The organism is Sorangium sp. So ce295, assembly GCF_051527405.1.
Classification (GTDB): Bacteria; Myxococcota_A; Polyangia; order Polyangiales; family Polyangiaceae; genus Sorangium; species Sorangium cellulosum_B.
This window is the reverse complement of sequence record NZ_CP150324.1, coordinates 4874376-4897852: the sequence shown is the minus strand read 5'-3', so window position 1 is coordinate 4897852 and position 23477 is coordinate 4874376. Positions and strand designations below refer to the sequence as shown.

At 69.7% G+C, this 23477-nt stretch carries 17 protein-coding genes; 7 read left to right on the top strand and 10 right to left on the bottom strand.

Translation table 11 applies throughout. The annotated features are described in order from the left end of the window. Nucleotides 1-23: 23 nt before the first annotated feature. Nucleotides 24-512, bottom strand: a complete 489-nt coding sequence (locus WMF11_RS18495; protein ID WP_437978395.1) for a hemerythrin domain-containing protein — start codon at nt 510-512, stop codon at nt 24-26. Nucleotides 513-681: 169 nt separating this feature from the next. After that, nucleotides 682-6363, bottom strand: a complete 5682-nt coding sequence (locus WMF11_RS18490) for an AAA family ATPase (RefSeq protein ID WP_437978394.1) — start codon at nt 6361-6363, stop codon at nt 682-684. A gap of 428 nt (nt 6364-6791) precedes the next feature. On the opposite strand from WMF11_RS18490, the gene WMF11_RS18485 reads away from it, so the two are divergent. The 4 genes from WMF11_RS18485 (at nt 6792) to WMF11_RS18470 (ending at nt 11577) form a co-directional block, all read left to right on the top strand. After that, on the top strand, nt 6792-7913 hold the full coding sequence (locus WMF11_RS18485) for an ATP-binding protein (protein ID WP_437978393.1): 1122 nt from the start codon (nt 6792-6794) through the stop codon (nt 7911-7913). A gap of 186 nt (nt 7914-8099) precedes the next feature. Beyond that, the gene (locus WMF11_RS18480; protein ID WP_437718245.1) at nt 8100-8666 is read left to right on the top strand and encodes a hypothetical protein; all 567 of its coding nucleotides are present in this window, start codon (nt 8100-8102) and stop codon (nt 8664-8666) included. 428 nt (nt 8667-9094) lie between these two features. Further along, complete coding sequence (locus WMF11_RS18475) at nt 9095-10012, top strand: fibro-slime domain-containing protein (RefSeq protein WP_437978392.1); 918 nt, start codon at nt 9095-9097, stop codon at nt 10010-10012. 44 nt (nt 10013-10056) lie between these two features. Next, nucleotides 10057-11577 (top strand): hypothetical protein, encoded by a 1521-nt coding sequence (locus WMF11_RS18470; protein WP_437978391.1) that lies wholly within the window; start codon nt 10057-10059, stop codon nt 11575-11577. A gap of 84 nt (nt 11578-11661) precedes the next feature. Here the strand turns inward: WMF11_RS18470 and WMF11_RS18465 are convergent, their stop codons facing one another. From WMF11_RS18465 to WMF11_RS18455, 3 genes are all read right to left on the bottom strand, one after another. Beyond that, nucleotides 11662-12540, bottom strand: coding sequence for a hypothetical protein (locus tag WMF11_RS18465; RefSeq protein ID WP_437978390.1), 879 nt, complete (start codon nt 12538-12540; stop codon nt 11662-11664). Nucleotides 12541-13412: 872 nt separating this feature from the next. After that, nucleotides 13413-14663, bottom strand: coding sequence for an RNA polymerase sigma factor (locus WMF11_RS18460; RefSeq protein ID WP_437978389.1), 1251 nt, complete (start codon nt 14661-14663; stop codon nt 13413-13415). Next, nucleotides 14660-14995, bottom strand: a complete 336-nt coding sequence (locus tag WMF11_RS18455) for a YciI family protein (RefSeq protein ID WP_437909689.1) — start codon at nt 14993-14995, stop codon at nt 14660-14662. Before WMF11_RS18455 ends, WMF11_RS18460 begins: the two co-directional genes overlap by 4 nt. A 368-nt stretch (nt 14996-15363) precedes the next feature. Here WMF11_RS18455 and WMF11_RS18450 point away from each other — a divergent pair, with 368 nt between their 5' ends. Further along, entirely contained in the window at nt 15364-15489 is a 126-nt protein-coding gene (locus WMF11_RS18450) for a hypothetical protein (RefSeq protein ID WP_437909688.1), read from the top strand. A gap of 129 nt (nt 15490-15618) precedes the next feature. Here the strand turns inward: WMF11_RS18450 and WMF11_RS18445 are convergent, their stop codons facing one another. The 5 genes from WMF11_RS18445 to WMF11_RS18425 all read right to left on the bottom strand — a co-directional run bounded on the left by WMF11_RS18445 (nt 15619) and on the right by WMF11_RS18425 (nt 21120). Beyond that, nucleotides 15619-15768 carry a hypothetical protein gene (locus WMF11_RS18445; protein WP_437909687.1) on the bottom strand — a complete coding sequence of 50 codons (150 nt, stop codon included), beginning with the start codon at nt 15766-15768 and terminating at the stop codon, nt 15619-15621. Next, nucleotides 15765-15965, bottom strand: a complete 201-nt coding sequence (locus WMF11_RS18440; RefSeq protein ID WP_437979320.1) for a DUF2169 domain-containing protein — start codon at nt 15963-15965, stop codon at nt 15765-15767. The genes WMF11_RS18445 and WMF11_RS18440 overlap by 4 nt, the downstream gene beginning before the upstream one ends. A gap of 435 nt (nt 15966-16400) precedes the next feature. Beyond that, nucleotides 16401-16781 carry a hypothetical protein gene (locus WMF11_RS18435; RefSeq protein ID WP_437978388.1) on the bottom strand — a complete coding sequence of 127 codons (381 nt, stop codon included), beginning with the start codon at nt 16779-16781 and terminating at the stop codon, nt 16401-16403. Nucleotides 16782-17128: 347 nt separating this feature from the next. Next, nucleotides 17129-18643 carry a flavin-containing monooxygenase gene (locus WMF11_RS18430; RefSeq protein WP_437978387.1) on the bottom strand — a complete coding sequence of 505 codons (1515 nt, stop codon included), beginning with the start codon at nt 18641-18643 and terminating at the stop codon, nt 17129-17131. A 158-nt stretch (nt 18644-18801) separates the two neighbouring features. Beyond that, nucleotides 18802-21120 carry a nitric-oxide reductase large subunit gene (locus WMF11_RS18425; protein ID WP_437909683.1) on the bottom strand — a complete coding sequence of 773 codons (2319 nt, stop codon included), beginning with the start codon at nt 21118-21120 and terminating at the stop codon, nt 18802-18804. 207 nt (nt 21121-21327) lie between these two features. Between WMF11_RS18425 and norR the strand changes: the two genes are divergently transcribed. Both norR and WMF11_RS18415 read left to right on the top strand, forming a co-directional pair. After that, entirely contained in the window at nt 21328-22887 is a 1560-nt protein-coding gene (norR, locus tag WMF11_RS18420) for a nitric oxide reductase transcriptional regulator NorR (RefSeq protein WP_437978386.1), read from the top strand. A 109-nt stretch (nt 22888-22996) separates the two neighbouring features. Further along, nucleotides 22997-23407, top strand: a complete 411-nt coding sequence (locus WMF11_RS18415) for a VOC family protein (RefSeq protein WP_437909681.1) — start codon at nt 22997-22999, stop codon at nt 23405-23407. Nucleotides 23408-23477 lie beyond the last annotated feature (70 nt).

Below are 23477 nucleotides of genomic sequence, written 5' to 3'. Positions count from 1 at the left end.
CGCCGCGGGCCGCGTCGGCCCGGTCAAGGAGCCCGAGGCCCCGGCGCGGCCGTCGAGGACCGGTGAGCGGCGCGCTTCACGGCGTCGCGCGCCGCGGCGAGCCCATCGAGCAGGCGCGCCACGGCCGGCTCGGGCAGCTCCCGGTCGGCCCACGGATACAGCCCTTCCTCCTCGTGGGCGGCGTGCTGCCGCAGCGCCCGGACGAACGCCTCCACCCGCTCTTCCCGCAACGTGTGGAGCTCGATCGCGACCCCCATCTCCGCGATCAGCTTGCGGATGCCGAGGTGCTCGGCGCGAACGGTGCCCGCCTCCTCCGGATCGAAGCGATCGAGCACCGGCAGGAGCACCGCCTCCTCCGCCTCCATGTGCGCCGAGAGGTCGCGCTCGAACGCTCCCCACATCTCGCGCGCCGCCTCCGCGTCGCCGGCATGCATCCGGTTGAGCAGGCCCTCGAACACCTCGTCCAGCCGCTGATGATCCAAGCGCAGCGCGTCGTACAGCCCCTTCTTCATGATGTCCTCCGATCCAGGGACCGAGCATGAGACGTACCAGCGCCGAGCCCCGCCGGCAGCGCGGCGCCGCGCGGCAGGAGGTGCAAACGCCGCGCGTCGGCGCAACGCGCCCGGCGCTCGACCTCGAGAGGGAGCGGCACAGGGGATCGTCGCGAGCAGGACAGCCCGCTCACGCCGCCGGAGGCGGGGGCGCCGGCCCCGCGCAGGGGAGCTCGACGATGAAGGTGGCGCCGGCGCCGGGCTCGCAGTTGCACCGGATCGAGCCGCCGTGGTCCTCCACGATCTTGCGGCTGATGTACAGGCCGAGGCCCAGCCCGCCGTAGTGCCGCTCCGAGACGGCGCGCTCGAAGCGCTCGAAGATGCGGCCGCACTGCGCCGGATCGATGCCGATGCCGTGGTCCCGGACCGCGAGCCGGGCCACGCCGTTCTCGACGCCCACGACGATCTCGATGGGCTTGCCGGCGCCGAACTTGATCGCGTTGCCGAGGAGGTTGGTGACGACCTGGTCGAGGCGGGACCTGTCCCAGCACCCCACGACCGGCCCGTCGCCGCGGATCGAGATCGCGCAGCGTGCCCTCGCCAGATCGGCCTCGAAGCGCAGAGCCACCGCGCGGACGAGGGCCCCGAGGTCGACGTCGCCGAGCTCCAGCGCGCGCGGCCTCGACTCGATGCGCGAGACGTCGAGCAGATCACTGATGAGCCCGGTCAGCCGGGTTGTCTGCCGCGAGAGACGCTCGAGCCGCTGATCCATGACCTGCGGATCCACGGGGCGCCCCGCGCCTACCGCGCGGCGGAGGGACTGCACCAGGAGCGTGAGCGAGGTCAGCGGCGTATTCAGCTCGTGGGACGCGACGGAGAGGAACTCGCTGCGGGCGCGGACGGCCTCCTGAGAGGCGCGGTAGAGCCGGGCGTTGTCGATCGCGATCGCCGCGCGATGCGCGATCTCCTGCGCCAGATCGAGGTCGGCGCGCCCGTAGCGGCGCCCCGGCTCGCCCGAGGAGAGGGTGAGCGCCCCGAGCCTCTGCCCGCGCACCACGAGCGGCACCGAGAGCCGGGTGCGCGTACCGAGCTCCCGGAGCAGCCGAAAGTGCTCGTCGTCAACACACATCGTTCGCAGGATCTCCTCGGGCAGCTCGGACATGAGGAGCGGCGCGCCGGTGCGGAGGACCTCGACCGACGGGTCGAGTGAGCCCCAGCGCGGCGGATACCGGAGCTGAAGCTCCTCGAGGACAGGCGCCTTCTCGGGGTCTCCGTGCGCGCCGGCCAGGCGGCGGAGCTCTCCGTCTTCCACGATATCGATCGAGCACCAGTCGGCCAGGGTCTGCACGCAGAACTCGCCGAGGCGGGCGAAGGTCACCTCGTACTCGAGCGATTCCGACAGGACGACGCCGGCCTCGGCGAGGAACGCGGATCGGCGCTCGGCCGCCTCGGCCGCCGTCCTCGCCGTCCGCTCCCTGGCGAGGAGCCGCGCGTTCTCGAGGGAAATCGCCGCTTGCGTGGCGAGCAGCTCCAGGGCGGCGAGCCGATCGGGGGTGAAGGCGCCGGCGAGGAGGTTGTTCTCGAGATAAAGCAGCCCGACCGCCTGGGCCTGCCTGAGGATGGGCATGCAGAGGACCGACCTGGGCCGGCTCCGAGCGAAGTAGCCGTCGCTCGCGAACTTGCCCGCGTGGGCGGCGGCGTCGCTCAGGATGACCCGCTCCTTGGTCCGGCTCGCGTAGTGGATGAGCGACGCGGGAACGCGGAGCGAGCCGTCCAGCGGCTCCGAGCCGAGGAGGGTCGTCGTCGCCCCGCGCTCTCCGAGGGCCGCCTCCGCCTCGATCGAGAGGCCCTGGTCCTGGCACAGGAGGAGGCAGGCCCTCTCCGCACCTCCCTGCTCGAGCACGATCCTGAGCAGCGTGCGGATGAGCTCGTCGAGCACGATCTCACCGGAGATGGTCTGCGAGGCCTTGGTCACCGAGGAGAGGTCGAGCTGATCGGAGCCCACCGCGACGGTCGCGGTGGGCGGGGGAGACCGCCGCTCGACGAGGTGGGGTGTCTGCAGGTCGAGCTGCCTCACCTTGCCGTGGGCGCCCCAGCGGGCGTAACAGGCACGGGCATTGCGGAGGTACAGATCGGCGAACTCCTCGAGCCCTCGCGCCCGGTAGAACCGGGACGCGACCTCGTAGGCCACGGCTTCGTTGTGCGCGAAGCCGTTGTCGCGCGCCGAGCGGATGGCCTCGTCGAAGAGGCGCTCGGCGTCGAGAGGGCGGCCCTCGATCCGCGCGACCTCGGCCTGGACGAGGGCGCGGCGGTCCTGGAAGTTCGCGGGGCAGTGCTCTGCCCAGAAGGACAATTTTTGCAATTGAACCTCGAGCAGCTCCGCGAATCGACGTTGTTCCACGGCAGGCGCATCGGCGTACATCGCCGTCAGCGTGAGCGCGTAGTAGACGTGGTGCGTCGCCTCGTTCGCCAGGGACATCACTTCGCGCAGCATCGGCGCAGCGCGGGCCGCGGCCTGCCGCGCCTCGGCAACTCGTCCATCGATGAACGCCGCGACCTGCTTCATGATGTGAAAGAAGGCGACCCCGATCCCGAAGCCGGCCTTCTCCATCGCGAGGACACACTCCGCCTCGTCATAGGTATCGTCGTTGAAGCTCGTGGACGCCTGCGTCACCCCCCTCAGGCTCGCCGCGAATTGCTCCTCGGTCCGGAGGAGACGGCGCGCCAGGTCGTGGTGGCTCTTCTCGGCCAGCGACGCGTACTTCCGCGAGGCCTCGATGACTTGCTCGATCGAGCCGCCGCTCTCCACGACGAGCCACACCAAGTTGAAGGAAGCGTAGCCGGCAAAGATGAAATCCCCGACATCGAAGCAAGCGACATGAGCCTGCTCCATCATGGGAAGGAGCGTCGCGAAGCGCATGCGCCAGACGCTGACGAGGGCCGCGTGGTGAAAGAGCAGCCTCCCCTTCAGCGCCAGGCCGTTGAACCTCTCGTTCAGCCTGAGCGCCATCTCCGAGAATTGACACCCCCAGGAGATGTTGCCGTACCTCGACACCAGCAGGGCTGCATAACAACTGTAGACGAAAGCGGACTCTTCGCAGTTTCCATGCTGCAGGGAGAGGCTCAATGCCTTGGCGATGACCAGGGGCCAGTACGCCGGTCGCGTGCTGTACGTCGGAGCCATCGCCTCGACGAGCAATCGGACGACGGCCCGCACGCGCTCGTCCGTGGTCGTCGGCGCGAGCGCGAGGTCGGCGATGGCGCGCCCGCCGAGGAGGATGGGGACCCTCTGGAGCTCGGCCTCCACCGCGGCCTGGATCTCGCCTTCGGACTCCGGGAAGGTCACCCCGAAGAGGCGCACCGCCTCGAACATGGTGCTCACGGCGTCACCGAGCCGTCCGGCGATCTGATAGAGGCGCAGGCGGAGCCGATGGGCCTTGGCGCGGTCGAGCGGTGAGCGTGCGCGCGCGAGGATCAGGTCGAACAGCGCGTCGGCCCGCTGGAAGTCGCCGAGGAGGCACTCGCATTCGGCGAGATCCAGGTGGATCGCGAGCGTCTCCTCGTACTTTCTGCTCCAGGCATCCTCGGGCAAGAGGGATAACGCCTGGGCGAGGTAGCTCCGCGCAGACGCATGGGCGATCGCGGCCTTCGCCTTCGTCCCTGCGAGGAAGTCGAGCCGGCAGAGCGCCTCCTTTTCGCGCGGATCGGTGAGGAGATGGGCGCCGCGGTTCCACTGGTTCGCGACGTCGAAGATCCGCTCCGCGACCGCCTCCTCGGGCAACCGCGACGCGAGGAGCCGGCCGATCCGGAGGTGCTCTGCGGCCCGCTGCTCCTCCGGCACCAGCGAGTAGGCCGCTTCCTGGACGCGGTCATGGAGGAACTTGCACGTGCCGTCCAGGTCGAGGACCAGCCCCGCCCGGACGGCCTCCCAGAGGTCCGCCCGCGTGCCCTCTTCCAGGCCGCCGTGGACCATCGCGAGCAGAGCGATCTCCGCGGTGTTCCCCAGACATGCGAGCTGTTTCAGCGCCTCCTGCGTCGCCGGGGCCAGCCTCCGGAGCTTTGCGACCATCAGGTCGACCACGTTGTCCGTGAAGCCCTTCTCGCGGATCCTCGCGACGTCCCACCGGAACCGGCCGCTCCGCTCGTCGCGCTCGATCAGGCGCTCGTCGTGGAGCTCGGTGAGGAACTGGATGGCAAAGAACGGATTGCCCGCCGTCCTGTCCTGGATCAGCGCGGCGAGCGGAGCGACCTCGTCGACGGCGCAGCGCAGGGCCTCACCGACGAGCGCGGCGAGCGCCGCGGGCGGGAGGGGACCGAGCACGATGTCCGAGACGCGGGCGCCCGCCTGCCGCACCTCGGAGAGGCTGCGCATGAGCGGGTGAGAGGCGGACACCTCGTTGTCGCGGTACGCGCCGATGACGAGGACGTCCTGCACCTCCGCGTGGGTCAAGATCTCCTGGAGCAGCCCGAGGCTGGCCGAGTCGGCCCACTGCAGGTCGTCGAGGAACAGCGCGAGGGGGCGCTCGTGGCGGGCGAACACCCCGATGAAGCGCTGGAACACCCTGCGGAAGCGGTTCTGCGCCTCGACCGGCGGCAGCTCCGGCGCCGGCGGCGGCCGTCCGATGGCGAGCGCGACCTCCGGGATCACGTCGACGATGAGCTGGGCGTTGATCCCGAAGGCCTCGAGGAGAAGCCGCCTCCACGCGGCGATCTGCTCCTCGCTCTCCGCGAGGATCCAGCGCACGAGCTCCCGGAAGGCCTGGACGAGCGTGGCATAGGGGATGTCGCGCTTGTACTGGTCGAACTTCCCCGAGATGAAGAAGCCCCCCTGCCGGACGACAGGCGCCTCGATCTGGTGGACAAGCCCGCTCTTGCCGATGCCGGAGTACCCGGAGACGAGCACGAGCTCCGGTGTCCCCGTCGCCGCCACGCGGCCCCACGCCTCCTTCAGGACGGCCATCTCCGCGTCCCGCCCATAGAGCTTCTGGGGGATCTGGAGCTGATCGGACGCGTCGTGCTCCCCCGGTGTGAACGGTTTGATCGTCCCGCTCCGGGTCCACTCGGCGAGGCATCTCTCCAGATCGCGCCGGAGGCCGCGAGCGCTCTGATAGCGATCCTCGGGCGTCTTGGAGAGGAGCTTCAGGACGATCTGCGCGACGGCGCCGGGCACCTCGGGGGCGACGTCCGAGGCGCTCGGCGGGGCGTGGGCGACGTGACAGTGGACCCACGCCACGGGATCCTTCGCCTCGAAGCGGAGCCTCCCGGTGAGCATCTGAAAGAAGGTGACGCCGAGCGAGTAGAGATCGGCGCGGCTGTCGATCGCCCGGTTGGTCCGCCCCGTCTGCTCCGGCGCGAGGTAGGGCAGCGAGCCCTCGATGAGGCGCGCCGGCTGCGTTGGCCGGTGTTCCCGGGGGAGACGGGACGCGAGGCCGAAGTCGGTGATCTTCACCTCGCCGCTCGCGGGGCTCACGAGGATGTTCTGGGGCTTCAGGTCCTTGTGGATGATGTCCTTGCCGTGGATCTCCGCGACCGCCCCGGCGATGCGGATGGCGACCGGGAGGAACCGGTCCATGGGCATCGGCTCGCCGAGCAGGCCATCGAGGGAGTCAGCGCCCTCGTCCTCGAGGACGAGGGCGTGCATCCCCTGGTACGTCTCGAGGGCGAGCGGCCGGACGACTGCGGGGGTGTCGAACAGCGTTCCGAGCTCATACTCGCGCCTGAGCTGCTCGAGCTCCTTCGGTCCGCTGCGCCGCGGGTCGAGCACCTTGAGGATGACCGGATGGCCATCGGCGTCCCTCCGCGCGCGATGAACGACCGCCCTCCCCTCGCCGGAGAGCGTCTCGAGGATCGTGTACCGGGCGGCGGGAGTCATGGGTGAGGGCCTGAGGGGCGAAGCGCCACGTCGCTCGGGGCCCGCGTGGGGCCATGGCTGCGCCTGCCGGCCCCCCTGAGCTCCTCTCCAGCGTGGTGGCCCGGTTGGGCGGGGCCATCCGCAGGGCGGGCCGCGCGAAGCTCGAGCGGCTCAGGCTGCACCATGCAGGAGGCGATTGTACTCTTCAATGCCGGTGTGGAGGGCAACAAAATCGGACATGCCAGCCAGCCTCACGTTGATGCACGGTGGCCGAGACGCGGTAGTCATCCTGCCGATGCTCGCCGCTCGACCAGGCCCGCAAATGCTCAGGCCGCCAGGCCATCCCCGGACACCCGGCGCTGCATGTCGCCCGAGCACGCCGGGCAGCTCGGCTCGCCGCTCCATGGTCGCTCCGAGCGGCGCACCCTGAAGAGATGATGCGCTCCTCTGTGTCATTGCTCAAAGCGACGCTCGAATCGGCGGCGGACGGGATACTGGCCGTCGATCTCGCCCGGCGCATCGTGCTCTTCAACCGCCGTTTTGCGGAGATTTTCCTCATTCCGGACGAGGTCCTGACCCGCCGGGACGACGTGTACGCGTTGGATTTCGTGCACGATGTCATGCGAGATCCCGATGGGTTCCGGAGCAGGATCGAAGCCATCTACGCTCACCCGGAGGCGACCAGCTTCGATCTCTTCGAGCTCAAGGACGGGCGGTTCATCGAGTGCTACTCGCTGCCGCAGTACCTGGCCGGGGCCGTGGTCGGGCGGGTCTGGAGCCACCGCGACGTCACGGCGCGCGTGCGCGCTGAGCAGCAGCGCGACCGGCTCCTCCTGGAGGAGAGGCGTGCGCGCGCCGAGGCGGAGGAGGCGGTCCGCGTGCGCGACGAGTTTGTCGCCATTGCCTCTCACGAGCTCCGAACACCGCTCACGAGCCTGCAGCTCGTCATGCAGGGCCTGGAGCGGCGGCTCGCGCCGGGGATGGACGTCGGGCGCGCGCGCTCGGCGCTGCTCCGATGCAACCGGCAGATCCGGCGCCTCGCGGCCCTCGTGGACGGGCTCCTCGATGTCTCTTGCATCCAGGCGGGGGGGCTCGATCTCAGGCTGAGCGAGGTCGATCTCCGCACGGTGGTCCGCGACGCCGCCGCGCGGGTCGCGGACCAGCTCGCGCAGGGAGGCATCGAGCTGATCATGCAGGCGGAGGGGCCCGTGGTCGGCCGCTGGGACGGCGACCGGCTGGAGCGGGTGGTCACCAGCCTGCTGACCAACGCCGTCAAGTTCGGCGGAGCGAAGCCGATCCAGATCGCGCTCGCGTCGGATGGTCGAACCGCCCGACTGTCGATAACCGACCACGGGATCGGCATGGATCAGGAGACGCAGTCGAAGCTGTTCGAGCGATTCGGGCGCGGCGTTTCGGCGAGGCACTACGGAGGGCTGGGGCTCGGCCTCTACATCGCCCGCTGTGTCGTCGAAGCGCACGGTGGCCGGATGTACGTGAAGAGCGAGCTCGGGCAAGGAGCGACCTTCACGGTCGAGCTGCCGCTGCCGCGAGCTGCGCCTGAGTCGCCCTGAGGCGGGCGCGTCACTGCAGCGTCCCCCGAGGCCGCGCGCGCGCCGAGGCGCCGCCTCGGCCGGTCAACGGTCAAGGAGCCCGAAGCCGCGGTTCGCGCCTGGCCGGGCCCGTCCCTGCCACCCGGGGCGCTGGCCTGCCTCCGCGCGATGCGGTACCCTCCTTGCCGAGCGCGCTCGCGCGATGGGATGACCGACGAACCGAAGGTCAAGGGGGTGGCGTTTCGCTCCGTGGTGGCGAGCTTTGGCAAGCTGCGCGGCGAGCCTGTCCAGAAGCGCAGCCTGGATGAGATGTGTGAACCGCTGCGCGACGGCATCCGCTACGGCAGCCTCGTCTCCACCGGCTGGTACCCGATCGCCTGGTACAAGGACCTGTTCCAGGCCATCCGGCGCACGACCGGCGAAGGCAAGGAGCTCATCCACCAGATTGGCCGCCAGTGCACGCACGACGACATGAGCGGCATCTACAAGGTCATCGCGAACCTCATCTCCCCTTCCACCCTCTTCTCCCTCGGCCAGCGCGTCTTCTCCAACTACTATTCCGCCGGCCACGTCCGTGTCCTCGAATCCCGCCGCGGCTTCACCCGCGCTCTCTGGATCGGCTGCCAAGGCTTCGACGAGAACATGTGGACCGAGGTCATCGGCTCCTGCGAGCAGCTCCTCGTGATCGGCGGCGCCGACCACGTCCGCCAGCGCATCATCTCCGGCGGTGGCGACAACGACGATCACCTCGAGTTGACGGCTCACTGGAGCTGAGGCTCCGCGCGGGGCGCCGGTGAAGCGATCGCGGCCACGCGAGCGCGACGTCGCGCTCCGCATCCACGAGCCGGAGCGCTGCGACCCGGGAGCCCGGCGCTGGGTCAGCCCCGGTGAGGGCGCGCGCCTCGCCGTGCGCGTGGTCGGTCCGCTCGCTCTTCGGTGGAGAGCCGGGATCGCGTTCTGATGAAGGACCCGTCGGATGCCGGCATTCAGACGAGCGGGGCACATGAGCGAACCGAAGCGGTGGATCGAGGAGGAGGGAGGCGCCCCGGCCGGGGCGCGCGAGCTGCTGCGTTTGGCCGCGCGCCCGCGGCCGATGACGCCCGTCGGGTGCGCCGCATTGGCAGGGCCCCTTCGGGCGCCGCCCCTCGAAACGACGCGTTCACATGAGCTTGCCTGCCGGACCGGCAAGCTCGGAGGCATCCATGCGACAGGAGACGATCTCGATGAAGCTAGCCCAGCCCACGGCGGCCACCCGCGCGGGCACCCCGCGATTCCTGGCCGTCCTTCTCTCGACGGGCACGGCGTTCGCGGGGTGCACCACCGAGATCGCCGTCATCGGTCGCGACCTCGGCGCCACGACGTCGTCGTCGCCCGCCTCGTCCTCGTCCACCGCCGGCGGTGATGACCCCGGCATCCTCGATCCCGGCGCTGGCGGCGGCTCTCTCCAAGGCACCGCCGGCGCTGGCGGGGACGAGCGTTGCGAGCCGAAGCTCGCGGGGGTGGTGCGCGACTTCAAGGCCTTCAGCCCTGACGGCGGGCACCCCGACTTCGAGACCTTCGTGGGCGACGGCCTGAAAGGCATCGTCGAGCCCGAGCTCGGCCCCGACGACAAGCCGGTCTATGCCCATGAGGGCGGGACGGAGCACACGACCGGGCCCGAGGCGTTTTATCAGTGGTATCACGACGACCCCACGGTCAACGTACCGATCCGGTACGACGTCCCGCTCCAGGTGAGCGAAAGCGGCCTCGGGCTCTTCTCGGGAGACCAGTTCTTCCCCATCGACGATCAGGGGTGGGGCAACGAGGGGCGGGAGCACAACTTCGGCTTCACGTACGAGCTCCACATGACGTTCGACTACCAGCGCGGCGGCGTCTTCTTCTTCAACGGCGACGACGACCTCTGGGTGTTCATCAACAGGCGCCTCGCGATCGACATGGGCGGGCTCCACGTCCCGACCTCGGCGCTCCTCGAGCTCGACGCGCACGCCGAGGAGCTCGGCATCGAGGTCGGCAAGGAGTATCCGCTCGACTTCTTCTACGCGGAGCGCCGCGGCAGCAGCGCGGTGTTCACGATGATGACGTCGTTCAAGTTCACGAACTGCGACCCGATCCTGAAGTAGCATCGACGGTCTTCATGCGATGGAACCCAGGGAAGCGGGCACCTATGCCGCACAAAGTCTGCGTCGCCACGCCGTTCGCGCTGGCGTCCGCCTTGCTCCTCCAGGCCGGAGCCGCGCGCGCGTCGGGCGCGCTGGAGATCACCGGCGCTCCCACGAGCGCCAACGGGCTGAACGCACGGGCGCTCGCGCGGGGCCCGGAAGCCGCGTTCTTCAACCCGGCGCTCCTGCCGTACGCGCCCGCGACGACGCAAGCGGGCTTCTTCGTGCTCGTCACCCACGGCGACATCACCCTGGCCCCGCGCCCCCCGGGCGTCGACGTGCCCGAGTCGGTGTACGATGGCCAGATCCGGAATCCGGACGGCTCGACCTCTCGGCTCACCCACCGGCCCTTGCCCGGGTCGAAGCTCCCGAGCCCGCGGGGCGACACGCGCGACCGGCAGATCAACAGCTACGCGACGCTCGGGTTCGTGCGGCCGCTCTACGAGGACCGCCTCGTCCTGGGCTTCTACGCCCTCTTGCCGCTCAGGAGCTTCCAGGAGCAGCGGGCCTTCTTCGCCGACGAGCGCGCGCAGTACTTCTCGAATCGGCTGGAGTTCGAGCTGCTGGGAGATCGCTTGTCGGTCACCAGCCTGGCCGTGTCGATGGCTGGCCGGATCACCCGCTGGCTGTCGGTCGGGGCGGGCGTCGACGTCACGATCGGCACCAGCGCGCGGACCGCCGTCCACGTGCCCGACGCCAGCGACCAGCGGACCGCCCTCATCAACCCCGACGTGGAGGTCGAGAGCGTCTTCGCTCCTTACTTCGCCTTCGCGACCAGCCCGGCCCCCTGGCTGCGCCTCTCGGCCACGCTCCACCTCGCCTCGGCGTCGGACACCGACGGCGAGAACAGGATCCGCTTCTGGAACACCACCTATCCGGAGGGCGAGACCTCGGTCCCCCAGGCCTATCGCTTGACGCTCGGGCACCAGCCGACCCGCGTCGGCGTCGGGGCCTCGGTCATGGGCCCGCTGAGCGAGGACCGAGGGGGCGAGCGCGCAGCGCGCTCGAAGAGCCCGGCGCCGCCCGCCTGGGAGATCGGCGCGCACGCGCTCCTGACGCGGTGGTCAGAGTACCGCGATCGGCACGCGGAGAGCCCGCCCGACCCGTGGTCGAGCACGGTGTCCGTGGGGCTCGGCGGCGCGGTCGTGCTGGGGAGCCGCAGGCTCTCTGCCGACGTTGCCTTCACGCCGTCTCCCGTGCCCGACCAGATCGGCAGGACCAACTACGTCGACAACCCGCGCCTCGCGGCCAGCGCCTCGTTCGAGACGCCGGTGTCGCTCTTCGGCGCCGACTTCGGCGTGGGGGCGTTCCTGCACGGCCAGCTGCTCCTGCCACGGGAGGTGTCGAAGCGCCCGTCCGCCAGGAACCCCGTGTTCGACGAGGTCCCCGACAACCTCGTCGACATCGTGAGCGGCGAGCCGCTCGACGGCGTGGAGGGGCTGCAGACGAACAACCCTGGTTATCCCGGCTTCTCCAGCGGCGGCTGGCTCGCCGGCGCCGGCTTCGTCCTGCGGCTGCCCGAGTGAGCAGCGCAGCGAAGCCGGTGTCCTCTCGATGGGAGGCCCGGTGGCGCTCGGTCACGCGGAGCGCCGCGACCGCCGGGAGGGGCTTCACTGGAAGAGCGTGTCGGCCCTTTCCTTGATCCAGGCGCAGTCCGCGTCGTCAGTTGTACGGACCATCACGAAGGTGCTGTTGCACTCCTCCGGATCGGGATACGTCCTCGAGGCGGCCATTGTCGCCTTGAGGCTCGGAGGATCCGTTTCGAGCACGCTCTGCTCCGACACGAAACCGAGCCGACCCTCGATGCGATCGGTCGCGACCGCCACGCCGTCGAGCTCGGTCCGCGCCCGCTCGGCCACGTACACCGACCCGTCGATGAGCCCCTGGAGCTGAACCGTCATCCCCGGGTGCCCATCCTCGTCCTGATCGACGACGCGGGCGTCCGCCGGATCCGTGGGCAGCTCGTCCTGCGCCGGATCGCCGAGCGCCGCGCCGATCACCTCGTGGAGGGGCCCGAGCTTGTAGCGGAGTCCCCCTTCGCTCACCGCAAACGTGCCCTCGCGGGTGACCGGCGCGAGCGCCTCGCGGAAGCTGTCCGGGATGACGGCGTGCACGATCGCGTCCGGGTCCTCGGTGTAATGGTCGCAATACGTGCCCTGCAGGGAGATGGCGTCTCCATTCTGCTGCTGCGTGATGAGCATCACGCTGACGATGCGCGTCTGGAACGGCGGGAGACCCTGCGCCTGGGTGAGCTGCGACCCGACGGCGCGGTACGCCCACGTGCCGGAGACATCGGTGACGTCCGGGGCCGCGGCCTGCGCGCAGCCCGGCGACTCCCCGCCCGCACCTCCCGTCCCCGCGGAGCCCGTGCTCGTCGTCGCGCCCGTCGTCGTCGCGCCCACCGTCGTCGCGCCCTCGTTGTCAGCAGGATCCGATCCGCAACCCAGGAGGGGCAAGGCAAGCAATCCAGCGAACAGGTTGTACCTCATTCAAAGCTCCATGCATCGCCGGCCCGCGCGTCGAGGCGGCCGTGAGGAGGACCGCCTTCGGTCGTCCATGGCCAGCTCGTCTGCGTTCGGACGACCGGCGCGGTTGTTAGCATGAGCGCGCGCGGTGGAGGTGCGCCGACGCGCCGGCTCCTCATCTTTTTTTCCGCCGCATCCGAAGCGCACGGCGAAGAGCAACACAAGGAAGGCTGCGTAGAGCAGAGGCCCCGTCGCGTCCTTTTTGCGCCGGGGAAGTCCCGAGCACCTTCACAGCGCCACCCCGCCACGGAGTCGTGTTTCTGGCAGGGACCGCGCCAGAGCTTCGCATGCGACACCGACCCGCGCATCCGCCTGGCCTCCTGAGGCGCATGGCTCGCGTGCTCGGCCTTGTATGTGGCGGTCGCCGTCGTCCTGATACGTGCGCTGCTCGAGGGTCTCGACGTCCCCGGGCGCGACGACTGATTCGAAGAGCTCCTCGCTGCGTTCGACAGAATCGTGGCCGATCTTCGTACTTCTCGCGAAATTTTCGCGGGTATTTGAGGGGATCTTTCTCGAGCTCGTTCCCCGCGTCGGAAATCCCGCCAGAGATACCGGTCGATGACGAGCGGCCGCCGAAGAACAGCAGCGATCGCCGTGGTTTCCGTCTGGTTCGCTACCGAGGGCGACTCCGGTGTGGCCCAACGGGGCGCCCATCGCCGCATCGCCCGCGGTAAAGGGCCGCGGCATCACCGGTCCCACCGTACAGCCACGCTGCACGCGCTGGTTGACATAGAGAACCCTATGCGGTCCGGCCCTCCTGGAGAAACGACGCTATAGCAACAACTTATCCATGCATCGATCGAAGAGGCCGCCTTCACTCCACAGCCTGCGGGGAATCACGGGCCGATGGCCCGGAGTCGCCGCTGCAACAGCGCTTTCACCGCAGGAGTGGGCGCGGATTTGACCGCCACATCCCGATAGCGCCGCGCCGCATCGTCATTTCCGCAGCGCCGATGCAAGTCGGCGAGCACCGCAGCCCACAAGTATGAGCCGGTCAGCCAAGTGGGCGGCTCAAGGCCTTCGAGAACCGCGAGCCCCGCGGCAGGCCCCTGCCACTCCGCCGTTGCGACCGCGCGATTCAGCCGGTGTATCGCGGAGGGGCCGAGCCGCTCCAAGAGGGCATAGCAGTCCACGACCCTTTCCCACCGGGTTTCTGCGACAGACGGCGCGAGACAATGCTCCGCGGCGATGCCGGCCTCCGCGTGGTACCTGGAAAACACATCACCCTGCGCAGATTTGGCCAGCCACGAAAGCCCAACCTGAATTTCCTGCTGGTCCCAAAGAGATCGGTCCTGCTCTTCCAGGAGCAGCAACCCGCCGGAGGCATCCTGGCGAGCGGTCATCCGTGCCGCGTGCAGATGCATCAGCGCCAGCAGGGCAAACGTTTCCGGAGTCCGGCCTACCGGGTGTTCCGCCAGGATGGCCGCCAGCCGCATCGCTTCGTCGCAGAGCTCTCGGCGGATCGCCGTCTCCGCGTAGGAAGCGAGGTAGCCCTCCGTGAACAGGAGGTAGAGGATTGCGTGCACGGCGGGGAGCCGCGAGGCGCACTGCTCTCCCGTGAGCTCGTCGCGGAGCAGCGGAGATTCCCGCAAGCGGCTGCGGGCACGACCAAGGCGCTTGTACACATTGGCTTCGCTGGCAAAGAGCCGCTCCGCGATCTCGCGGACATCGAAGCCGCAGAGGGTCTTCAGGGCAAACACAAGCTGCGATTCAACGGGGATCGCGTCGTCGCAGCAGACGAACAGCATCCTGAGCAGATCGTCTCGCACATCGCCCGCGAGGAAAGGGTCAGGACCGTTCTCCGGCGCACCGGGGTCGTCCAGGGCGTGCTGCTCCGCCTTGCGATCGCGGCGCGCTCGTCGGCGCATCTCTCCCACAAGGTGGTTGTGCGCCACGCGGAAGAGCCACGCGGATGGATTGTCCGGCAAGCCGGCAATCGTCCACGATTCAAGGGCAGCCATAAGCGCCGACTGAACTGCGTCCTCGACAGCCTCGATGTGCTGCAGTCCTACGCGGCGCGAGAGCATGGCGACCAACCGGCCGTATTCGTGCCGGAAGGAGTGCTCAAGCAGCCGAGGTGCGCTCAAGGAGCGTGGATCTCGATGACTTCGACGCCTGAACCGGGCCGCACGAGCCCTGGACATTCACGGGCCACTTGGATTGCCTCTTCCAGCGTCTGCGCCGAGACGATCATGTAGCCGCCGACCAGCTCTTTGACCTCCACGAAGGGCCCGTCCGGCGCAGGCTGCGTGGTGACGAGCCTTCCCGCGCCGAGCTTGCCTCCCATATCAGGCAGGTTCTTCTGGAACTTCTCCCTCCAATCGTTGAACTTGACGTACATCGCTTGCATTTGGGCGGGCGAGGGTTTCTCGCCATCTCCACCGGGCAGCGCTCGCTGCAAACACAGATATTTGGGCATGGTTTCTCCTTTGAGAGCTCCGCCGGTCACCTCGACCGGCACCCCCATGACGCTCGCGCGTCGGGGTTTTGGACACTCCCGGTCGTTTTTTGTCGAGGGCCCTCAGGTAGGCGGCGACGTCTTCCCGGGAGCAGGTCCCGGATCGCCGCGGCTCGCTGCGATCCCGAGGCGCTCGATGAAATGCGGCCATCCGATGGCGTGCTTCGCCGCTTCGGCCGGGATGAGACCGCTGTGCGCTCCACAGTGAGTACTTCTATACTACTGCACCGTCTGGTACACTACAAGCACTCACTTGCGGAGATGTCACGACGACGCTTCATCACAATTTCCACACCTGCCCGCCCGAGCTGAACCGCGACTTCGCGCAGGTGGTCGCCACGCTGGAGCGCGAGGCCGGTGTGACGCGCGGGAAGATGTTCGGCTCGGAGGGCCTCAAGATCGGAAAGAGCGTCTTTGCCATGGAGATGAAGGCTAGCGGCCCGGATTTTTTCTGAGAGGGACCTGTCGTGGCGCGACCCGCTCGAACGTCTCGGTGTTGGCGCCCAGGGCCCAGTCGGCGCGGGGGCGCAGGGGGTCACGCTCCTCCAAGCGAGCGGCGGGCTCGACATTCGGCCCAAGCTTGCTCACCCCTCCGGTGCCGCCGACAGCCCGAGCAGCCGACCGAGCGCCTCGTGAACGACCCGGACCGCCGCCTCGTCCCCGAGGGCGACAGCGCGGCTCAGGGTGCTGGCGAGCGAGGCGACCACGGCCGCCCGAGGCGACGGATCGTTCACGGCGAGCGCCCAGGCCCTGGGCTAGACGCGAGCCCCCGGATCCGCGCCACCCCGCGCGCCCCGGGCAAGCGCATCTGAAGCCGTGGAGCCGCCGGATTCACGTGCTCGAGCACGATCCACTCATCGCCTTGCAGGAATGTGATCCGCTGGTCCTCGGGCGCCGCCTGGAAGTACGACCAGTCGAAGCCCGCGAGGATGTCGGCGTTCGGCCCCTCGAGCGCCTTGCGAGGCGTGCTGATCGGTCCGCCACATCACCGCATCGATCGCGAAGGCGAAGCTCGCCTTGGCGATGACGGTGACGTAGTGCCGGCCCTGCGTGCGCCAGGCGATCGCGGCGGCCGCGGCGCCTTTCAGCGGCGTCACGGCGCCGCGCAGGAGCGCGCTCATGATCGTGCTCTCCGACGGCCGCTCCCGGCCATGGCTCGCCTCGGCACCATGAATCGCCTCCCTCGCTGAGTGCCCTCGCTTGTGTGAAGAGCGCGCGGCAATCTCGCGATCTATGTGTGACTAAAATTCTGGCGTCTTTTGTCGGGGTTTGGCGTCTTCTGGCGTCCCAACTTCTCGCTGTTTGCGTGCGGCTTCAACCCGTTTGCCGCTCTGGCGGTGATCGATGAGGACGATCCCCGCGCTGCTCACCATGACCAGGCGATCGGCGTCTTATCACGAACATAGCAGCCGTCGCCGTGGTTGTAGCAGCGCGCGACCCAGTTCTGGCAGGCCCATAGGGCATCGTTGGGAGTATGGCCCCACCAGATCTTGACATGGCCGACGTCAACCCATTTGCCCCACCATTGCCAGCAAATCCATTCGCTTTCGGTCACCGCTTGCTGCGCGCTTCCAACCGCCTCCGCCGCGTCGGGGTCGATCGCGTCCGCTGACTCGGGATCAGCCTCCGCCGTCTGGGTCTCCTGCTCGTCGTCGCCTTCGAGGGAAGCGTCGCCAGCGCAGCCACCGAGCGCGGCTGCGGCACCGAGGAGCGTGAACGGGAGGACCCTCTTGCTGAACAAGCTCATCTCTTTACTCTCCTGAGATTTTTCCAGGAAGAGACCGTTCGCATCTCGGTCTCTCTCACGCCTGATGGATGCTGCGATGGCGAGCCATCCTTCACGCAATCGGGTACGGCCATCTCTTTTTTGAAAAAAGCATCCTGTCGCGCTGGCGATCTCGCTCTCTCCAGGCCGGAGCTCCCGGAGATCATCTCTCGTCGGGCCCCCTCCCCGCCTTGAAGCTCCGATGACAGCGCCGTGAAGTTTCAGGGGCATCAGGCCAGGGCGAACAGGGCAAGCGGAGCGATCGGAGTCCGCGTCCGGCGCGCGATGTTGGCCGGCAATGGCGGCTCGCCAGCGGAGCGCGCCTCCGGTCAGGCCTCCGCGCGCCGAGGACGCCCCGCGCTCGCGGGCTCGCGGCGCGGCGGCCGGCCCTCCCTGGAAAAAACCATGGTGCCGTCGTCCACCGGGCCGAGCTTCATCGCGAGCAGATCGAGCACGTAGTTCTGGCGGAAGCACCACGGCGCCTTCGATCCTTGCTTGGGCAGGTGGTCCACCGAGCGCCGCACGTAGCCCGACGTCAGGCCGAGCAGCGGCCGAGGATCGAGGATGGATTCGTCAGGGCGCGGCAAGCACTGCCGGTAGCCGTGGCGATCCATGTGGCTTAGCAGGCGGCAGACGTACGTCGAGGCCAGCTCGGCGCGCAGCGTCCACGACGCGTTCGTGTAACCGAGGCAGAGCGCGAAGTTCGGGACGCCGCCCAGCATCAACCCCTTGTAGATGAACGACCTGCCGGGCTCGAGGACGTCACCGTCGACGGCGAGCCGGATGCCGCCGCAGAGCAGGAGCTCCAGGCCCGTCGCCGTCACGATGATGTCCGCCTGGAGCTCCTTGCCCGACTCGAGCAGGACGCCGCTCTTCGTGAAGGTCCGGATGCTGTCGGTGACCACCGAGGCGCGCCCCTCCCTCACCGCACGGAAGAGATCGGCGTCCGGCACGAGGCAGAGGCGCTGATCCCATGGATCGTAGCGAGGGTTGAAGTGTGTATCGATGTCGAAGTCGGGCGGCAGATGCCGGGCGACGCCGCCGCGGAGCATCCGCCGGGCCAGCCGCGGCGCGCGCTGGCAGACCTGGTAGATGAGCAGGCTGAGCGCGACGTTCTTCCAGCGGGCGACGCGGTGGGCGATTTGCTCCGGCAGGTGCTCGCGGATCGCGTTGGCTATCGGGTCCTCCGAGGGCAGCGAGGCGATGTACGTCGGCGAGCGCTGGAGCATCGTCACATGCGCCGCGTCGGCGGCCATCGCGGGCACCAGCGTCACGGCCGTGGCGCCGCTGCCGATGACGACGACGCGCTTGCCCCGGTAGTCGAGATCCTCCGGCCACTGCTGGGGGTGCACGAGCTGTCCCTGGAAGTCGTCGCGGCCAGGGAAGCTGGGCGTATACCCGCTCTCGTAGCGGTAGTAGCCGCTGCAGACGTACAGGAAGCTGCAGGAGGTACGGACGCGCTCCTCGCCTGGGCCGACGTCCACCTCGACGGTCCAGCGCGCCTGCTCCGACGACCATGACGCGGCTCGAACCCGGTGATTGAACCGGATGTGCCGGTCGATGCCGAGCTCCCGGGCCGTGTCGCGCACGTAGTCGCGGATCGACGATCCGTCCGCGATCGCCTTGGCCTCCTTCCAGGGGCGGAAGGAATAGCCGAGCGTGAACATGTCCGAGTCCGAGCGGACGCCTGGGTAGCGGAACAGGTCCCAGGTACCGCCGATCGCGCTGCGCCCCTCGAGGATCGCGTACCGCTTGCCGGGGCAGCGCGTCTGGAGGTGGTAGCCGGCCGCGATGCCGGAGAGGCCGGCGCCTACGATGAGAACGTCGAAGTGCTCGGTGGACATGCTGGGTTCCCGGGGGCGAGCGCCGTGGCGCTCCCGGACCCGAGCATAGCGTGGCGGATCAGGGCTGGGCTCGACGCCACGCGCACATTTCGGGGCGCCGCGCGGCGCTGCGGCGAGGAGGCGCGCCAGCGCCCGGCCGGGCGCTGGCGCGCGGGTGCTCAGACCGCCGGCGCGCCGCTCGCAGCCGGCGCGGCCATCCCTGCCGCCTCACCTTCGGGCGCGGGCTTCGCCGAGGCAGCGCCCGCCGGCCTGCGGGTGAAGAGCCCCGCGACGAACCCGACGAAGGCCAGGACGCCGACGATGAACAGGGTGTCTCCGACGAGCCGCATCCAGCGCAGCGCCTCGAGGACCGGCTGCTGCATGAACTCCGCGCTCCGCGCATACCACAGCCCGCGCTCGACGCTGGCCCACGCCTGCGCCAGCCCGATCGGCAAGAGGCTCAGGAGGATCATGAGGCCGAGGCCGCCGTTCATCCCCCAGAACGCCACCCGGAGCCGCGCCTCGTTCCACACCGCGTCGGGGCGCAGGCGGCGGAGCATCACCAGCACGAGGCCGAGGGACAACAGCCCGTAGACGCCGAAGAGGGCGGCGTGCGCGTGCACGGGGGTCGTGTTGAGGCCCTGCATGTAATAGAGCGCGATCGGCGGGTTGATGAGGAAGCCGAACACCCCGGCGCCGACGAAGTTCCAGAACGCGACGGCGACGAAGAACTGGATGGGCCAGCGATAGGCCTGCATCCACGCGCTCCGGTGCTGCATCTGCCAGGTCTCGTGCGCCTCCATCCCCACGAGGACGAGCGGCACGACCTCCAGGGCGCTGAAGCTCGCGCCGACCGCCATCACCGAGACCGGCGTGCCGCTGAAGTAGAGGTGGTGGAACGTGCCGGGGATGCCCGAGACGAGGAAGATGCAGGTGGACAGGAGCGCCGCCCGCGCCGCGCTGTCGGGCCGCACGAGCCCGAACCGGGTGAACAGGAACGCGATGGCCGCGGTGGCGAACACCTCCATGAACCCCTCGACCCACAGGTGGACGACCCACCAGCGCCAGTACTCCATGACCGAGAGGTGCGTCTTCGCGCCGTAGAACAGCCCCACGCCGTAGAACATCCCGATCGCGACCGTCGCGCCGGTGAAGAGCAGCACGATGTGCCGGCTCATGTCGCGCCGCGAGAGCGCGGGCCAGAGCGCGCGCAGCATCAGGAAGAGCCAGAGCGCGAGGCCGCCGAAGAGCGCTATCTGGAAGGCGCGGCCGAGGTCGACGTACTCGTACCCCTGGTGCCCGAACCAGAACGAGTGCTCGAGCGCGAAGCGCTGCTTCACCGACAGCCACTCTCCGGCGAGCGAGCCGAAGACCACGAGGACGAGCGCCCCGAAGAGGACGTTCACGCCGAGCCGCTGCCCCTTCGGCTCGCGCCCGCCCACCGCCGGCGCGAGGAACAGCCCCGCCGCGAGGAACGCGGTCGCGATCCAGAAGACGCCGAGCTGGACGTGCCAGGTGCGCGTCACCGCGTACGGCAGGTAGTCCGCGACAGGCAGGCCGAAGACCTCGTGTCCTTCCACCGTGTAGTGCGCGGTCAGGGCGCCGAGCGCGACCTGGAGCACGAGCAGCGCGACGACGACGAGGCAGTACTTCCCGACGGCCCGCATCGACGGCGTGAGCACCCACCCCGAGAGCGGGTCGCTCGCCGGGGCGGCGACGGCCGGCTCCTCGCTGCGGCGGAACGCGTGGTACCAGACGAGCGCGCCGATCCCGGCGAGCAGCAGCACGATGCTGACGATCGACCAGATCACGTTGGCGGCCGTGGGGACGTTGCCGACGAGCGGCTCATGAGGCCAGTTGTTCGTGTAGCTGGCGCCGGTGCCAGGGCGCTCCGCGGCCGTGGCCCACGAGGTCCAGAAGAAGAAGGCGGTCAGCTTGTCGCGCCGCCCGGCGTCGGGGACCGCGCCCGTGTGCAGCGCGTAGCTCTCGCGCAGCCCGGTGAGGCTCGGCTCGTCGCCGAAGAGCGCGCGATAATGCGCCGCGGTCTGCTCGATCGCCAGCGCGCGATCCTCGGAGACCGTGAGCGCGCCGGTCGCGGCGTCGTAGCCGTTCTGGCGCATCGTCCGCTGGAGCCGCGCCTTGAGCGCGGCCTGCGCCTCGTCCGGGAGCGCCGCGAACGCCGCGCCGTGCTCTCGCTGGCTCCAGAGCGCGAGCTGCGCCTCGGCCTCGCGATGGAGCCAGTCGGCCGACCAGTCCGGCGCCTGGTAAGCGCCGTGCCCCCAGACGCTGCCGACCTGCTGCCCGCCGATGCTCTGATAGACGAGCTGCCCGTCCAGGATATCGTCCTTCGTGAGCAGCACCCGGCCGGCCGGCGTCTGGACCCGCTCGGGGATCGGCGGGGCCTTGCGGTACACCTCCCGACCCATGAAGCCGAGTATCAAGAAGCCAGCGGTGATGACGGCGGCGAGCGCCAGCCAGAGTCGTCGTAGGTTATGCATAGCGACCTCGTTGTTCGCGTGAGCCCCCGGCGCGCCCGCGCCTCCGCGGCGCGACCTCGAGGGCTCCGGTCGTGACGCCCGGCCCTGAAGCAGCCGGCGTGCCGCTGCCATGCGCCCCCTCGTTTCGTGCCTCCAGGCGGGTGGTGTTGCGATTTTCGCAACATCCGTTCGTTGTCGAATCGACAACCACGTTGTACGATCGACAACATGGTGAAGCCGAAGCTGGAGGCGCTGCTGTCGGTCGCGCTCGATCTCACGACGTCGCTGGGCGCCGAGGATCGGTACCGGCGCCTGCTCGAGGCGGTGCGGCACGTGGTGCCGTGTGATGCGGCGTGCCTGATGCGGTATCAGGACGGCGTGCTGGTGCCGCTCGCGGCGCACGGGCTCGCGCCGGAGGCGCTGGGGCGCACGTTTTGCACGAAGGCGCACCCGCGGCTCGACCTCCTCTGCCACGCGGAGGCGCCGGTGCGCTTCGCGCCGGACACCGAGCTGCCGGATCCGTTCGACGGGCTGCTCGCGTCGGACGCGACAGCGCTGGCGCACGTGCACGCGTGCCTTGGCTGTCCGCTGCGGGTCGAGGGCGCGCTCATCGGGCTGCTGACGGCCGACGCGCGCGACCCGCGGGCCTTCGAGGGGGTCGACGCGGCGACGCTCTCCTGGCTGGGCGCGCTGGCCGGCGCGGCGGTGCGCACGAGCCAGCTCATCGACGCGCTCGAGCACAGCGCCGAGCGGCTCGGCCTGGTGGCCGACGATCTCCGGCGGGCGGCGGAGCGGGAGCGGGGCGCGAGCCTGCTGGGGACGAGCCCGGCGATGCAGCGGCTGCGCGACGAGATCGCGCTCGTGGGGCCGTCGGATCTCACGGTGCTCATCACGGGCGAGACGGGCGTGGGGAAAGAGCTCGTGGCGCGCGCCGTCCACGCGGCGTCGGGGCGTCGGGGCGAGCCGCTGCTCCACGTGAACTGCGCGGCGCTGCCCGAGTCGGTGGCGGAGAGCGAGCTGTTCGGGCACGTGCGCGGCGCGTTCACCGGGGCGGAGCAGAGCCGGCCGGGGAAGCTCGAGGTGGCGGACAAGGGCACGCTGCTCCTCGACGAGATCGGCGAGCTGCCGCTGTCGATCCAGCCGAAGCTGCTGCGGGCGCTGCAGGAGGGCGAGGTGCAGCGGGTCGGCGCCGATCGGTCGCTGCGCGTCGACGTGCGCGTCGTGGCGGCGACGAACCGCGATATCGAGCGGGAGGTGGCCGAGGGGCGCTTCCGCGCCGACCTGTTCCACCGGCTCAACGTCTACCGCCTCGCGGTGCCGCCGCTGCGCGAGCGGAGGAGCGATATCCCGCTGCTCGCCGGCCACTTCTGCGACGAGGCGCGCGCGCGGCTCGGCGTCGGGCCGGTGCGGCTGACGAAGGCGGCGCGCGAGCTGCTCGCGGGCGGCGCCTGGCCGGGGAACGTGCGCGAGCTGGAGAACACGGTGTTCCGGATGGTGCTGCAGGCGTCGCGGGGCGTGCCCCGCGGGGCGCCCGTGGTCGTCAAGCCGGCCCACCTGGGGGTCGACGTCGCCGCGGCGCCGGAGCCCGCGCCGCGCGAGGACGAAGCGGAGAAGGCGGCGCCCGCCGCGGCGGCGGCGCCGCTGAACGAGCAGGTCGACGCGTTCCAGCGCGGGCTCATCGAGCGGGCCGTGGCGCAGGCCGACGGCAACTGGGCCGCCGCGGCGCGATCGCTCGGGATGCACCGCAGCAACCTGCACCACCTCGCGAAGCGGCTCGGGCTGCGCTGAGGAGAACGGGGACGGCGAAGGGCCACCGTCGCGCCGGGGCCTCCGGGTGGGGTATCCTCAGCGGCGTGCGCCGCTCCCCTACCCCGGCGCCGTCGCGGAGGCTCTCCCCATGTTCACACGCATCGCGCACGTCTGTCTCAACGTGAGGGATCTGCAGCGCTCGGTCGACTTCTACGGCAAGCTCGGGTTCGCCACCAAGTTCAGCTTCACCCGCGAAGGCGCGCCGTTCGGCGCTTACCTCGAGATCGCCGACGGCAACTATATGGAGATGTTCGAGGACCGGAACCTCGGCGAGGTGGTCAATACCGGGATCGCCCACTTCTGCCTGGAGACCGACGACATGGACGCCGTGATGGCGACGCTGAAGAGCCGCGGCGTCCCGTTCACCGAGAAGAAGCTCGGCTGCGACAACACGTACCAGATCTGGCTGGCGGACCCCGACGGCAACAAGTTCGAGGTGCACCAGTACACGCCGACCAGCACGCAGTACACCGGAGGGGTGATCGAGGCGGACTGGTAGTCGGCGCAGGGGCGGCAGCCGGGGCTGGATGGAGGGGCGCTCCCCCGTCTGCTCATGGCGAGAGGCGAGG